Below are 14782 nucleotides of genomic sequence, written 5' to 3' on the forward strand. Positions count from 1 at the left end.
CTCACCCCGCGGCCGCCAGCGCCTCCGCCACGTACGCCTCGGCCTTCGCCGCCTCGAAGAAGTAGTCCTCGAAGTCCGACGGGTCGTCGAAGCCGTTGGCGAAGCGGTCGGCGACGCGCTGCAGGCCGCCCGCCGCCCCGAGCAGGCTGCGCACGTGCCCGGCCTGCGGCGCCAGCATGGCGTTGGTCCACCGGGTGACGTGCCGGGCCGACGTCCAGTACCGCTCGAAGGCCGTCCGCATCCAGTCCGCGTCGAAGGGCTCCTCGCCCCGCTCCACGATCGAGGCGAGGTAGGACGCCGCGCACTTGGCGGCCGAGTTGGAGCCCTGCCCGGTCAGCGGGTCGTTGACGACGACGGCGTCGGCGACGCCGAGGACCAGCCCGCCGGAGGGCAGCCGGCCGACGGGGTCGCGGACGGTGGGGGCGTAGCGCCCGGCCAGGGTGGCGCGGGCGTCGGTCAGCTCGACCGCGGTGGCGCGCCCGTACTCCCAGGGCACGAACCGCTCCAGCAGCTCCAGGGTGCGGGCCAGGTGCGCGCCGGGGCCGTCGACGTCGTGGAAGACGTCGAGGGGGCCGCCGGGCACGCCCTCCCAGAAGAGGATGTCGGCGCGGCCGGAGGTGGTGAGCGTGGGGATGACCCACAGCTCGCCCACGCCGGGCACGAGGTTGCAGCGGGCGGCGTCGTACTCCGGGTGCTCGGCGCGGGGCCCCAGGCCGTGGACGTAGGCGAGGGCGAGGGAGCGCTGCGGGGCGGAGTACGGGGAGCGGGCGGGGTCCCGGGCGAAGAGCGACACCAGTTCGCCCTTGCCCGCGGCGACCAGCACCAGGTCGTAGCGGTGCGCCAGGAAGTCGAGGTCGGAGACGGCCGCGCCGTGGACGACGAGCCGGCCGCCGCGCTCGGCGAAGGTGTCCAGCCAGCCGGCCATCTTGACCCGCTGGTCGACGGACTGGGCGTAGCCGTCGAGCCGTCCGACCCAGTCGACCAGGCGTTGCACCCCCGGCACTCCGGGCACGGTGCCGGCCACGGAGACGCCGAGGCCCTCGACGCGCGGGGCGAGGCCCTCCCAGAAGTTCAGGCCCAGCTCGCGCTCGTAGCGCAGGGCCGTGCGGAACATGATCTGAGTGGACATGACCCGCCCGGAGCGGATCTCCTCGGCCGTCCGGTTGGACATGACCGTCACGTCGTACCCCTTGCCCTGCAGCCCCAGGGCCAGCTGGAGTCCGGACTGGCCGGCTCCGACTATGAGAATCCGTCGCACGGGGTGTGCTCGCCTCCGCTCGGTGGTCAGGCAGGGGGTCAGGCGGGGTTGACGTCGAGGGCCCGGCCGACGAGGGTCAGCAGCGTGTCGACGACGGTGATCCGCTGCCGGGCGTCCATGGTCACGACCGGTACGTCCGGGGCCAGGGCGAGCGCCTCGCGCACGGCCCGGGCCTCGTGGCGGGGCGTGCCCTCGAAGTGGTTGACGGCCACGACATAGGGCAGGCCGCCGCTCTCGAAGTAGTCGAGGGCGGGGAAGCAGTCGGCCAGCCGCCGGGTGTCGACCATGACGACCGCGCCGATGGCGCCGCGCACCACGTCGTCCCACATGAACCAGAACCGCTGCTGGCCGGGGGTACCGAAGAGGTAGAGCACCAGGTCGGCGTCGAGGGTGATGCGTCCGAAGTCCATGGCGACGGTGGTCGTCGCCTTGGCGGGGACGGCGGCGGGGTCGTCCGTGTCCTGCCCGGCGGCCGTCATGACGGCCTCGGTGCGCAGCGGGGTGATCTCGGAGACCGAGCCGACGAAGGTGGTCTTGCCGACGCCGAAGCCCCCGGCGATGACGATCTTCGTGGCGGCGGGGGCCCGGGTCAGGTCCGTCTGCCAGCACGGCGCCCGGCCGGCCGAGGGATCCCGGTCCCCCGTCGCGTCAGAGTCTGCGAAGTCCACTCAGCACCCTTTCGAGCAGCGCACGGTCGGGCCGCCCGCCGGCGTGCCCGCTGCCGTAGACGCGGATCCTTCCCTGGTCCGCGAGGTCGCCGAGGAGCACCCGCACGACGCCCAGGGGCATCTTCAGCAGGGCGGCGACCTCCGCGACCGACCGCAGCCGGCGGCAGAGCCCGACGATGGCGCGGACCTCGGGCAGCAGCCGGGAGGCCATCCCGCCGGCGGGTGCCGGATCGGGCGGCGGGCCGCACTCGCCGGCGGGGGCCGCCGCCACGAAGGTCTCCACGAGCAGCAGGTGCCCGAGGCGGGTGCGCCCGCCGGTGACCGAGTACGGGCGTACGCGCGCGGTCCGCAGGGCCGGCGCGGGGCCGGCGGGAGCGCACAGCTCCCGGGCGGCGGCACTCATCCGACGGCCTCCACCGACTGACGGAGCTCGCGGCGGAGTTCGGGGGTCAGGACGTGTCCGGCCCGGCCCACGAACAGTGCCATGTGGTAGGCGACGACGCTCATGTCGCAGTCGGGCGCGGTGTGGACGCCCAGCAGGGAGCCGTCGCTGATGGTCATGACGAACAGGCCGCCGCCGTCCATCGCGACCATCGTCTGCTTGACGGCGCCGCCGTCCATGAGCGTGGCCGCGCCGGTGGTCAGGCTGCCCAGCCCGGCGACGATCGTGGCGAGGTCGGCGGTGGAGCCGCGCGGGCCCTCCGCCCCCGGCCCGTCGGCGGAGGGCAGGCCCGGGACCCCGGGTGGCCGGGAGTGTTCGGGGGACGACGACAGGAGCAGCAGCCCGTCGGAGGAGACGACGGCGACGGACAGCACGCCCGGCACCTCCTCGACCAGATCGGTCAGCAACCAGTGCAGGTTGCGGGCCTCCTCGCTCACCCCGAAGGCCGTGACACCGGTGGGGCCGACGTGGGTCACCGGCGTCGCCCCCTGGGAAAATGCAGTCAACCGCGTGCCTCCTCGACAGTGCCGCCCTCGTCCGGCGCCCCTGCTCGGTTCCGTTCCGTACCACGATCAAGCCCCGTCACCTCCGCCTCGGCGTCGCGGCGTCCCTCCCGGGCCCCCTGCTGGAAGCCGGCGAGCTTGCGGCGCAGTGCCTCGGCGTCCACTCCCTGGCGCACGCTCAGCGGCACCGGCTTCTGCGCCACGACCCGCGGGGTCCGCCGGGGCAGGCCCGCGCCGGGGGCGGGCTCGGCGGCCCGGCCGGCCCGGGGCCGCGGCTCCGGCCGCAGCACCTCCGGGCGCAGGGGTTCGGCGCGCGGGGTGCGGGGCGGCGGCGGGGCCTGGCGGCCGTGGCGGCCGGCGGGCGAGGGGGGCAGGCCCTGGTCCGGGGCGGGCCGGCGCACCGTCGTCAGCTCGATGGTCCGGTCGTCCATGCCCACCCAGGGGGCGTGCCGCCGCGGCCCGGGCACCGGCGCCGCGACGTGCGGGGAACGACCGGGCAGGTGGTGGGAGTTGACCTCGGCGACCGCTCCGGGCAGGTCGCCCTGGGGTGCGGTGCGTGCCGCGCCCGGGACCGGGGGGGCGGTGGCGGGGTCGCTGACGGCCGGGGGCTCGGCGGGCAGCAGGTGCCCGGGCAGCACCACGACGGCGGTGATGCCGCCCGGCCGCTGCTCGCGCAGCTGGACCCGTACGCCGTGCCGTGCGGCGATGCGCGCCACCACGTACAGGCCGAGGCCCATCACGGGCTCGCCCCGCTCTCCGCTCCTGGTGCGCTGGGGGTCGGGGTCGGCCTCGGCGAGCAGGGCGTTGAGCTCGTCCAGGCGCTCGGGGGCCATGCCGATGCCCTCGTCCTGGATGGAGAGCATGACCTCGCCGTTCTCCAGCAGCCAGCCGGAGACCTGGACCTGGACGTCCGGCGGGGAGAAGGCCGTGGCGTTCTCCAGCAGCTCGGCGACCAGGTGGCTGACGCCGTCGGCGGCGGGGCCCAGGAGTTGCGCCCGTGCGGGCAGGGAGTGGATGCGCACCCGTTCGTAACGCTCGATCTCGCTGACGGCGGCCCGCAGGACGTCCAGCAGGGGGACGGGGCCGGCGTGGCCGCCGCCGCCCTCGGATCCGGCGAGGGCGAGGAGGTTCTCGTTGTGGCGCCGCATGCGGGTGGCGAGGTGGTCGAGCTTGAAGAGCACGGCGAGGCGGTCGGGGTCCGCCTCGTGGGCCTCCATGGACTCGATGACGGTCAGCTGCTGCTCGACGAGGCCGAGCGTGCGCCGCGAGAGGCTGACGTAGGTGGCGTGCACCCGCCCGGAGAGGCCGGCCATGTGCTCGGTGAGCTCCTGGAACCTGCCGCGCAGCGCGTCGCGCTCGTCGGCGAGGTCCTGCCGGGCCACGTCGAGGCGGTTGCGCTCGCCCTCCAGCAGGGAGATGCGCTCGCGCAGCCGGACGACGGTGCCGTGCAGCACGTTGACGGAGCGGGCGACCTCGGCGAATTCGTCGTCCCGGCCGTGGAAGGAGACCGGCTCCTTGGCCAGCGGGTCGGCGCACACGCGGCGGGCGCCCAGCCGCAGGGCGGCGAGCGGCCGGGTCATGGAGCGGGCGGTCTGCACGCCGGTGCCGAGCACGAGGAGGAAGGCCAGGGCGGCGAGCGCGGCGCGGACCTCCAGGGCGGTGACGTCGTGGGCGCGCAGGCCCGCCAGGCGGGCCATCTCCTCGGTGGCGAGCCCGGATTCGAGGCCGCGCAGCTGGTCGATGCGGGCGGTCAGCTCGGCGCGGACGGGACCGGGCCGCTCGGTCTCGGCGGCCGTGGGCTGCGGCCGGGCGGCGAGCCGGGCCAGCCGGGCCTCGGCCGCGGTGACCTGCGGGCCGCTGACGGTGCGGGCGTACTCCTCGCGCAGGCCGGCGGGGGCGAGCTGGCGGAAGTCGGCGAGCGCGGCCCGCTCCCGCACGTCCGTCTGCTGGGCCGTCAGGGCGAGCTGTGGCTGGGTGCCGCGGGCGGCCAGTGCGGCCAGGAGCAGGCCGCGGGTGGCGGACGCCGCCTCGACGGCGCGGCCGAGGGCGGGCAGGGCGACCGCCTCGCCGGACTGGGCGCGGGAGGGCAGCCGGTGGGTGAGGCCGGCGGCGGTGGCGTGCAGGGCCTGGACGGTGGTGGTGTACGCGCCGAAGGCGGCGAGGGCGTCGCCGGGCCCGGCCAGGGCGCGGCGGCGGACCTCGGGCAGGGCGTCGAGGCGGCGGCGCAGCGGGGCGGGGGCCGCCGCGCGGAACTCCTGGATCTGCCGGTCGACGCGGGAGCGCTGGTCCTCGGATACGCCGCCGGCGAAGGAGGGCGCGCCGCCGCGGCCGCCGGCCACGTACTCGGTCATGGCGTCGCGTTCGTCGGCGAGGGAGTGGGCGAGGGCGACGGAGGCGCTGCCGGTCCGGGCGAGGGCGGCCAGGCGCCGGGAGTCGCCCAGGTCGCGTATGGCGTCGGCGATGCCGAAGGCGCTCGCGCCGAGGGCCGCGAGGGAGGCGACGGCGACGGAGGCGATGAGGCGGTTGCGCACGCGGGCGGTGCGCTCCGGCACCGCCGTGCTCTGCTGGTCGCGCTGGCCGCCGCGAAGCTGCTTCTTCCGCACCGGTGCTCGCAATCTGCTGTCGTCCGTGCCCCACCCTGGTGGCCCCTGGCTGGTGGCACCCACCGCATTCCCCCGGCAAGTGCTCCATCAGGTAAACCGCCCGGCATGCCGGAAGGATGCGCGTCAACCGCCGCGGAAATTCGGGCATCCGGCACACTGGCCGCATGCGTATCGAACTGGCCGCTCAGCCCGGGGATCCGGGGCGCCCGAACGAGGACTTCGCATCCGTCGCCCTGCCCGCCTCGGGGGAGGGCGGTGTCCTGGTCCTGCTGGACGGCGTGACCCCGCCGGTGGACGGGGGGACCGGCTGTGCGCACGGGGTGCCGTGGTTCACGGCGCGGCTCGGCGGGGCCCTGCTCGAACTGGCGTCCACGGAGCGCGATCTGACGCTGCAGCAGTGCCTGGCCGCCGCGATCGCCCGGACGGCCGACGCTCACCGGGGCACCTGCGATCTGACGCACCGTCTCACCCCGCAGGCGACGGTGGTGGTGGCGCGCTGGGGCGCGTCGGTGGTGGAGCACCTGGTGCTGTCGGACTCCGCCCTGCTGATCGAGGCCGCGGACGGCACGGTGTCGGCCGTACTGGACGAACGGATCGCCCGCCTGGCGGCGCGGGGCCCGGTGACGGACGCCCAGCGCAACGCCGAGGGGGGCTTCTTCACGGCCGCCGCCGACCCGGCCGTGGCCGGGCGCGCGGTCACGGGCCGCACGGCGCGCGCACGGGTGCGCGCGCTGGCCGCGCTCAGCGACGGCGCGTCCCGCTGGGTCGAGGTGTTCGGGGAGGGCGGATGGGCGCAGTGCTTCGCGCTCCTGGCGAAGGAGGGGCCGCAGGCCCTGATCGACCGGGTGCGGCAGGCGGAGCGGGCGGACCCGTACGGGCTGGCCTTCCGGCGCGGCAAACCGCACGACGACGCGGCGGCCGTCTATGCCGAGCTGTAGACCCCACGGGCGGCGGCGGCCCGGATCAGGACTCCGCGCGCTCGTTGAGCTGGTGGAGCAGGCGGGCCAGTTCGGCGACCTCGGTGCGGTCCCAGCCGGCGAGCTTGCTCATGTACTGCGCGCGGCGGGCGTCGCGCACCCGGGTGAAGCGGACGCGGCCCTCCTCGGTGATCTGGATGAGCGAGGCCCGGCCGTCGGCGGGGTCGGGGTCGCGGCTGACCAGGCCGAGTTCACAGAGGGCGCGCAGCTGGCGGCTCATGGTCGCCTTGCCGACGCCGAAGTAGGCGGCCAGGTCGGTGGCCCGCTGCTGGCCGGCCTCCTCCAGCCTGACGAGCAGTCCGTAGGCGGCCGGCTCCAGGTCGGGGTGGACCTCGCGGGCCAGTTCGCCCGAGGAGGCCCGGGCGCGGCGCAGGAAGACGGCCAGCTCGCGCTCCAGGGCGAGGAAGGCGGCGTCCACGCAGCCGCCGTCGCCTGCGCGCGGACCGCCCTCCTCGCGAGGCGGGTTACTGGTCTCGTGCACGTCGGGCCCTCTCCTGCTCTTTCAGCCGCTGAAAGATTCCGCGGGTTGCGGCGGGTAGCCGCAGCTCCGTCAGTATTTCGCAGGATTAGACCAACGGCAGCACCCCGGGTCCCTATCGCGGGCCGCGTCTCCCCCCATAACTTGATAAATGACATGGTCATACCAATGCGGTGACCACCGAACCTCCCGCACGCTCCCCCCACCATGGCCTCGGAGGCACGTCATGCCCGAGCAGCACTTCGGCCCGGGTCGCCCGCATCCCCCCACGACGGCGGCCACCTTCCTCTCCCTGCTCACCGCACTCGCCCTGATCCTCGCGCTCGCCGGAACGGCCGGCGCCGAACCCGGCAACAACAGACGTCCCAGCCACCCCGAGCGCGACTGGATGGGCTCCACCGTCCGCGCCCACGAGGCCGAACGCGGCCTGGCCGCCAAGGGCACCTCCCTGCCCGGCTTCCCGTCCTCCGGTCCCGCACTGCCCGACCTCTCCCCGGCCGGCCCCAAGCTGGGCGCCTCCGTCGAAGGCGTCGACGTCAGCAGCCACAACGGCAACGTCTCCTGGTCGAAGCTGTGGAACAGCGGCGCCAGATTCGCCTACACCAAGGCCACCGAGGGGACCAGCTACACCAACCCCTACTTCGCGCAGCAGTACAACGGCCCGTACGACGCGGGCATGATCCGGGGCGCGTACCACTTCGCGCTGCCGTCCAACTCCAGCGGGGCCACCCAGGCCGACTACTTCGTCGACCACGGCGGCGGCTGGACGGACGACGGCTGGACGCTGCCGGGCGTGCTCGACATGGAGTACAACCCCTACGGCTCCACCTGCTACGGCCTGGGCACGGAGCGGATGATCGACTGGATCGCCGACTTCCTGGACACCTACCGGGGCCACACCGGGCGCGACGCGGTCATCTACACCTCGGCCACCTGGTGGAAGAAGTGCACCGGCAACTACGGCGGCTTCGCCAGGTACAACCCGCTGTGGGTGCCGCGCTACGGCTCCTCCTCCGGTGAGCTCCCGAAGGGCTGGGACTTCTACACCTTCTGGCAGTACACCGACACCGGCCCGACGGTGGGCGACCACAACCGCTTCAACGGCTCGCTCAGCCGGCTGAAGGCCCTCGCCTACGGCTGACCGGCACCCGACGGCGAAGGGCCCCCGGCACGTCGGCGCCGGGGGCCCTCCTGCTGAAGGGGCGTCGTCAGCCGCACCGGCCCGCGGGGCGGGTGCGGGTCACCAGGTCGGTGGAGCCGGTGGTGCCGTCGATCCACACCACCTGCCTCCCGCCCGCCGCCGCAGCGGAGTCCTGCTCGCCGCGGTTGCAGGAGACCCGGACCCGGGCGGGGGCCGCGTCCGTGCCGAACTGCCACAGCTTGGCCATCGTCTCGTTGTGGTAGGCGGGGTCCGGCAGCTGCGCGGTGACGGTCACCGCCTCGTCGGAGGCCGTCAGACCGGAGGCGAACAGCGCGCCCTCGCCCTTCTCCTTGCTGATGTCCGTCGTGCCGGTGCCGTCGAGGCCGGCGCGCCGCACCGCCACCTGGCCGTCGTCGACGACCTCGTCGGCGAGCCAGTAGACGTGCTTGCCGGTGATGGCCGTCGCGCCGATGCCCTCGGGGGCACCGAGCTGGTTCATCAGCGTCTTCCGGCCGCTCCCCAGGTCCAGGACCTCCACGCCCGTCCGGTACGTGTCGCCCTCGGGGTAGCTCTTGGCGTAGGCGATCCGGCCCCCGTGCAGGGACGGACGGGCCGTGGCGGTGTCCTCGCGGCGCTCGTCCACCCAGGACGGCTGCTTGTCGCCCGCCCGCAGGTAGGCCGCGTGGCGTCCGCCGAGCGAGTCCATCACCTCGAAGACCACGACCGTGCCCTCGACGCCCAGGCCGCGGATGTCGTCCGGGGTGCCGTACAGCTTCTTCACCGGGCCGCCGGCCAGCGGCCGCGACAGGACGTCCGTGCCCGAGGGCCCGTAGGCCAGCCACACCACGGTTTTGCCGTCGGTGGCGGGCTCGACGTGGTAGCGCCCGTCGTTGGGGCTCATGAGCCGGGGACTGCCCTTGCCGTCCGTGCGGCCGGCGTAGACCGAGTACGCCTCGGTGCCGTCGTCGTTGGACCTGGAGGCGGTCCACCAGCCGCCGCCCGCGCCCACGCCCGTCGAGGCGGTGTTCAGCCTGCCCATGAGCAGGTCGGTGTCGACGCCGAGGGCCTGCTCCCAGTTGGGCACGATGCCGTGGGCGTTGAAGGACCGCGTGACGGTGTTCAGGTCCTTGGCGGAGACCTTGAGGGCCTTGGCGGCGGCGACGACCGCGTTGCGGCCCTCGGTGAAGCCGTCGAGCGGGGTCATGTACTCCGTCAGCGCCTTGTAGGCGATCTTGTCGGCGAGGGTGCGGCCGAGGTCCTCGCGGATGTCCCACAGGGCGCCCGAGAAGATCGTGGAGTTCAGGTGCACGCCGCCGTTGTCGCTGCCGAAGGAGACGCCCAGGAAGTTCTTGGACGTCGTCGCGCCGTCGTTGAGGTCGCGCAGCGCGCAGGCGCGCCGCGACTTGGTGCGGCACAGGTCGCCGCCGAGCAGGCCGGCGTCCGGGTCGTCCATGGAGATGCCGGCCGCGTCCACGGCGATGGCGTTGCCGAAGTAGTCGGCGACGGCCTCGTTGAGGGCGCCGGACTGGCCGGCGTAGACGAGGTTCGCGCTGTTCTCCACGACGCCGTGCGTCATCTCGTGGCCGACGACGTCCAGGTCGGCCGAGAGCGTCTTGTACTCCTCGTCGCCCGAGCCGTACACCATCTTGGTGCCGTCCCAGTTGGCGTTGACGTACGGCATGCCCAGGTACGTCACGCCGACCAGGGAGTCGACGGCCGTGCCGCGCCCGTCGAGGCTGTCGCGGCCGTGCACCTTCTTGTAGTAGTCGTAGACCTTGCCCGCGGCCCAGTGCGCGTCGACCGCGCCCGCCTCGGTGGCCTCCTTGTCGAACTGCGGCCCCTTGGAACCGAATTCCTTGATCCCCTCGGGCCAGCGGCCGGACGCCTCCATGACGTCCTTGCCTCGCGCGTCCCAGGTGGAGATCACGTTCTTGCTGGAGTCCCACATCCGCGAGCTGTCCCGCATGACGTACTCGCCGCGCGCGGTGTCGAAGTACAGGCCCAGCTCGACGGTGGTGCCGTCGTACTTGACGCCGGACCCGGCGATCCCGGGGTGCCGGTCGCCGGCCGCCGGGGCCTTGCCGTCGCCGGACTCCCCGGCCGGCTTCCCGGCCGGGGCCGCCTGCCGGTCGGCGCCGAAGGTCTTGATCCCGCTGTACTGCAGGACCGGGTAGCCGGCCTTGGCGTCGATGTAGACCTCCTGCAGCACGGGCCGGCCCGTCGCGGGGTCCGCGCCGCGCACCGTGACGTGGTGCGTGAGCACGCCCGCGCCCCTCGGCAGGACGACCAGGCCGCGGGCCGTGCCGCTCAGCGACGCGGCCGCCTTGCTCTTGCCGCCCCGGGCGGCGGGGACGTCGCCCTTGCCGAGCTTCTTGCCGCCGAGCCGGGCGAGCGTCGCCGCGACGGCCCGCTGGACCGCCCGCTCCTCGCCGACCTCGGCCTTCGTGTCGGTCTTCAGGGCGGTGAAGTATGCGCCGGAGGTGCCGGTGACGACCCGTTTGCCGTCCTTCTTCTCCATCCGCACCACGTACTGGCCGCCCAGGACGTCGAGGCCACGGTGCTTCTGCTGCAGCCGCACCGTCTCCGACCGCCCGCTGGTGACGGTCTGCACGGGCGCGAGGTCGCGGCCCGGGTCGGCGATGCGGTAGCGGCCCTTCTTGTCCGCGAGGTGGCCCCGCGCCGCGTCGGCGGGGCTGCCGGCGGCCTTCACGCCCTCCCGGATGCCGTCCACGAGGGAGGGGGTGGAGGTTCCCTTCCCCGGAATCACCTCGGCGGGGCCGTCGGCCTTCTGCGCCGCGGTGGCCTGCGCGGGCACCGCGGACACGACGAGGGCGGCCGCGCCCAGCAGCGCCGCCGCCCCTGCTATCCCGCTCTTCGCGGTCGATCTTCCTGAACGTGCTCTGGGCTTACGCAAGGATTCCCCCTCCGTACCTGCCGGAACGCCGGAACATCTGTGGTCGGCGCATATGCAACAGGCGTGGTGGGGGCCGATCAATGGTTTGCGCGTTTCGGGGGTCGCCTTTCGGCCGACCTGCGACGGGCCCCGGCGGGAGGCAACCCCGACGGGCCGTTCGGCCTCTGCCCTACGGGACGGGGCCGTGTGCGGCCACGGCCCTCCCCCGCATGCCCGGCGCCGGGCGTCCCCGCGCCCCGAACGTGGCCAAAGTCAACGGGGCGGGCCCCCACCGCTGGTGCGGTGGGGGCCCGGCCCGTCGTCCGTGCGCTCCGGCGCGAGGTCAGGCTTCGAAGACCTCGGCGACCAGTGCCTGCTGCTCCGCCTGGTGGCGCTTGGCCGAACCGACCGCCGGGGAGGAGGAGTGCGGCCGGGAGATCCGGCGCAGTCGCTCCCGGGCCGGGACGTCGGCACCCACGGCCAGGTCCAGGTGGTCGATCAGGTTCAGCGCGATGAACGGCCACGCACCCTGGTTCGCCGGCTCCTCCTGCGCCCAGATGTACTTCTCGGCGCCCGCGAACTTGGCGATCTCGGCCTGGAGCTCGGCACCCGGCAGCGGGTACAGGCGCTCAAGGCGGATGAAGGCGGTGTCGGTCACGCCGCGCTTGTCCCGCTCGGCGATGAGGTCGTAGTAGACCTTGCCGGCGCAGAAGACGACCTTGCGGACGTCCTCGGGACGCACGGTGTCGTCGCCGATCACCGGGCGGAAGCCGCCGGTGGTGAACTCCTCCGCCTTCGACGCCGCGGCCTTCAGACGCAGCATCGACTTCGGGGTGAAGACGATGAGCGGCTTGTGGTGCGGGTTGTGGACCTGCCAGCGCAGCAGGTGGAAGTAGTTCGACGGCAGCGTCGGCATGGCGACCGTCATGTTGTTCTGCGCGCAGAGCTGGAGGAAGCGCTCGACACGGGCCGAGGAGTGGTCCGGGCCCTGGCCCTCGTAGCCGTGCGGCAGCAGCAGGGTGACACCAGAGGTCTGGTTCCACTTCTGCTCGGAGGAGGAGATGAACTCGTCGACGATGCTCTGGGCGCCGTTGACGAAGTCACCGAACTGCGCCTCCCACATGACCAGCGCGTCCGGGCGGGCCAGGGAGTAGCCGTACTCGAAGCCCATCGCCGCGTACTCGCTGAGCAGCGAGTCGTAGACGTTGTAGCGGGCCTGGTCCTCGGAGAGGTAGAGCAGCGGGGTGAAGTCCTCGCCGGTCTCCCGGTCGACGAGCACCGCGTGGCGCTGGCCGAAGGTGCCGCGGCGGGAGTCCTGGCCGGCGAGCCGGACCGGGGTGCCCTCCATCAGCAGGGAGCCGAAGGCGAGGGTCTCGCCCATGCCCCAGTCGATGGTGCCGTCCTCGACGCTGGAGGCGCGGCGCTGCAGCTGCGGCAGCAGGCGCGGGTGGACGGTGACGCCCTCGGGCAGGTTGACCTGCGACTCGGCGATCCGCTTGATGACCTCCTGGGAGATCGCGGTGTCCACGTGCACGGGGAAGTCGGCCTGCGGGGCCGGGACCACGGCGGCGGCGGGGGCCGTGTCGGCCTCCCGGACCTCCATGAAGACCTTCTCCAGCTGGCCCTGGTAGTCCTGCAGCGCCTGCTCGGCCTCTTCCAGCGTGATGTCGCCGCGACCGATGAGGGACTCGGTGTAGAGCTTGCGCACCGAGCGCTTCTTGTCGATCAGGTCGTACATCAGCGGCTGGGTGAAGCCCGGGTTGTCGGACTCGTTGTGGCCGCGGCGGCGGTAGCAGATCAGGTCGATGACGACGTCCTTGTTGAACGCCTGGCGGAACTCGAAGGCGAGCCGCGCGACGCGGACCACGGCCTCCGGGTCGTCACCGTTCACATGGAAGATCGGCGCCTCGATCATCCGGGCGACGTCGGTGCAGTACATCGACGAGCGCGAGGACTCCGGCGGCGCGGTGAAGCCGACCTGGTTGTTGATGACGATGTGCACGGTGCCGCCGGTGCGGTAGCCGCGCAGCTGCGACATGTTCAGGGTCTCGGCCACGACGCCCTGGCCCGCGAAGGCCGCGTCGCCGTGCAGCTGGATCGGCAGGACGGTGAAGTCCGTGCCGGCCTTGCCGATGATGTCCTGCTTGGCGCGGGCGATGCCCTCGACGACCGGGTCGACCGTCTCCAGGTGGGAGGGGTTGGCGGCCAGCGAGACGTTGATCTGCTCGCCGTCCAGGCCGGTGAAGACGCCCTCGGCACCCAGGTGGTACTTCACGTCGCCGGAGCCGTGCATCGACTTCGGGTCGAGGTTGCCCTCGAACTCGCGGAAGATCTGCGCGTAGGACTTGCCGACGATGTTGGCGAGGACGTTGAGGCGGCCGCGGTGGGCCATGCCGATGACGGCCTCGTCCAGGCGGGCCTCGGCGGCCGCGTCCAGCACGGCGTCCAGCAGCGGGATGACGGACTCGCCGCCCTCCAGGGAGAACCGCTTCTGGCCGACGTACTTCGTCTGCAGGAACGTCTCGAACGCCTCGGCGGCGTTCAGGCGGCGCAGGATGCGCAGCTGCTCCTCGCGCTCCGGCTTGGAGTGCGGGCGCTCGACGCGGTCCTGGATCCAGCGACGCTGCTTGGGGTCCTGGATGTGCATGAACTCGATGCCGGTGGTGCGGCAGTACGAGTCGCGCAGCACGCCCAGGATGTCGCGCAGCTTCATCATCGACTTGCCGGCGAAGCCGCCGACCGCGAACTCGCGCTCCAGGTCCCACAGGGTGAGGCCGTGCTCGGTGATGTCGAGGTCGGGGTGCTTGCGCTGGCGGTACTCCAGCGGGTCGGTGTCGGCCATGACGTGGCCGCGGACCCGGTAGGAGTGGATCAGCTCGAAGACGCGGGCGGCCTTGGTGACGTCGTCGTCGTGCGAGGCGTCGATGTCCTTGAGCCAGCGGACCGGCTCGTAGGGGATGCGCAGCGCCTCGAAGATCTCGTCGTAGAAGCCGTTCTCGCCCAGCAGCAGCTGGTGCATGATCCGCAGGAACTCGCCGGAGGCGGCACCCTGGATCACCCGGTGGTCGTACGTCGAGGTCAGGGTCATGACCTTCGAGATGCCCATCTTGTTCAGGGCGTCCTGCGAGGTGCCCTGGAACTCGGCGGGGTAGTCCATGGCACCCACGCCGATGATGAGGCCCTGGCCGGGCATCAGGCGCGGCACGGAGTGCACGGTGCCGATGCCGCCGGGGTTGGTCAGCGACGCGGTGACCCCGGTGAAGTCGTCCATCGTCAGCTTGCCGACGCGGGCGCGGCGGACGATGTCCTCGTACGCCTGCCAGAACTCGAAGAAGTTGAGCGTCTCGGCCTTCTTGATGGCCGCGACCACGAGCTGGCGGTCGCCGTTCGGCTTGACCAGGTCGATCGCCAGGCCGAGGTTGACGTGCTCGGGCTTGACGAGGGTCGGCTTGCCGTCCTTCTCCATGAAGGAGTGGTTCATGGACGGCATCAGCTTCAGCGCCTGCACCATGGCGTAGCCGATGAGGTGCGTGAAGGAGACCTTGCCACCGCGGGCGCGCTGCAGGTGGTTGTTGATCACGATGCGCTGGTCGAACAGCAGCTTCACCGGGACCGCGCGGACGGACGTGGCCGTCGGCAGCTCCAGGGAGGCGTTCATGTTCTTGGCGACCGCGGCGGACGGACCGCGCAGGGTGACGAACTCCGGGCCGGCGGCCGGCTCGGCCGGGGCCTTGGCGGCGGGCTTCGCGGCCGGCTTGGCGGCCGGTGCGGCAGCGGCGGGCTTCGCGGCCGGCTTCGCCGGTGCCGGAGCGGCGGGAG

General features: G+C 73.2%; 10 protein-coding genes. 2 read left to right on the forward strand and 8 right to left on the reverse strand.

All coding sequences use genetic code 11. The features are described from left to right. Position 1: 1 nt before the first annotated feature. From LE181_RS26290 to LE181_RS26310, 5 genes are read right to left on the reverse strand one after another with little or no spacing between them, the layout of a single operon-like run. Entirely contained in the window at positions 2-1258 is a 1257-nt protein-coding gene (locus tag LE181_RS26290) for a styrene monooxygenase/indole monooxygenase family protein (protein ID WP_225663985.1), read from the reverse strand. 38 nt (positions 1259-1296) lie between these two features. Continuing rightward, entirely contained in the window at positions 1297-1851 is a 555-nt protein-coding gene (locus LE181_RS26295) for a GTP-binding protein (protein ID WP_225663994.1), read from the reverse strand. Positions 1852-1906: 55 nt separating this feature from the next. Then, positions 1907-2329: a DUF742 domain-containing protein gene (locus LE181_RS26300; protein ID WP_225663986.1), complete on the reverse strand. Its 423-nt coding sequence runs from the start codon at positions 2327-2329 to the stop codon at positions 1907-1909. Then, the gene (locus LE181_RS26305) at positions 2326-2874 is read right to left on the reverse strand and encodes a roadblock/LC7 domain-containing protein (protein ID WP_225663987.1); all 549 of its coding nucleotides are present in this window, start codon (positions 2872-2874) and stop codon (positions 2326-2328) included. Before LE181_RS26305 ends, LE181_RS26300 begins: the two co-directional genes overlap by 4 nt. After that, a complete protein-coding gene (locus tag LE181_RS26310) occupies positions 2871-5474 on the reverse strand; it encodes a sensor histidine kinase (protein WP_225663988.1) in 2604 nt (867 codons plus the stop codon). Before LE181_RS26310 ends, LE181_RS26305 begins: the two co-directional genes overlap by 4 nt. 164 nt (positions 5475-5638) lie before the next feature. On the opposite strand from LE181_RS26310, the gene LE181_RS26315 reads away from it, so the two are divergent. After that, the gene (locus LE181_RS26315) at positions 5639-6412 is read left to right on the forward strand and encodes a hypothetical protein (RefSeq protein WP_225663989.1); all 774 of its coding nucleotides are present in this window, start codon (positions 5639-5641) and stop codon (positions 6410-6412) included. A 25-nt stretch (positions 6413-6437) separates the two neighbouring features. Here the strand turns inward: LE181_RS26315 and LE181_RS26320 are convergent, their stop codons facing one another. Further along, complete coding sequence (locus LE181_RS26320) at positions 6438-6932, reverse strand: MarR family winged helix-turn-helix transcriptional regulator (RefSeq protein ID WP_372458504.1); 495 nt, start codon at positions 6930-6932, stop codon at positions 6438-6440. A gap of 223 nt (positions 6933-7155) precedes the next feature. On the opposite strand from LE181_RS26320, the gene LE181_RS26325 reads away from it, so the two are divergent. After that, the gene (locus LE181_RS26325; protein ID WP_225663990.1) at positions 7156-8070 is read left to right on the forward strand and encodes a lysozyme; all 915 of its coding nucleotides are present in this window, start codon (positions 7156-7158) and stop codon (positions 8068-8070) included. A 67-nt stretch (positions 8071-8137) separates the two neighbouring features. Here the strand turns inward: LE181_RS26325 and LE181_RS26330 are convergent, their stop codons facing one another. Further along, on the reverse strand, positions 8138-10984 hold the full coding sequence (locus LE181_RS26330) for a M4 family metallopeptidase (protein WP_225663991.1): 2847 nt from the start codon (positions 10982-10984) through the stop codon (positions 8138-8140). Between the two features lie 322 nt (positions 10985-11306). Continuing rightward, the coding region (locus tag LE181_RS26335) for a multifunctional oxoglutarate decarboxylase/oxoglutarate dehydrogenase thiamine pyrophosphate-binding subunit/dihydrolipoyllysine-residue succinyltransferase subunit (protein WP_225663992.1) at positions 11307-14782 on the reverse strand (3476 nt) is incomplete at its 5' end.

Origin of the sequence: Streptomyces sichuanensis, assembly GCF_020328095.1 — a bacterium.
In the GTDB taxonomy this organism is placed as follows: Bacteria; Actinomycetota; Actinomycetes; order Streptomycetales; family Streptomycetaceae; genus Streptomyces; species Streptomyces cinnamoneus.

Coding starts and splice junctions, on each gene's coding strand:
- LE181_RS26300 (WP_225663986.1), bottom strand. CDS start 2,329: ATGAGTGCCGCCGCCCGGGAGCTGTGCGCTCCCGCCGGCCCCGCGCCG.
- LE181_RS26315 (WP_225663989.1), top strand. CDS start 5,639: ATGCGTATCGAACTGGCCGCTCAGCCCGGGGATCCGGGGCGCCCGAAC.
- LE181_RS26325 (WP_225663990.1), top strand. CDS start 7,156: ATGCCCGAGCAGCACTTCGGCCCGGGTCGCCCGCATCCCCCCACGACG.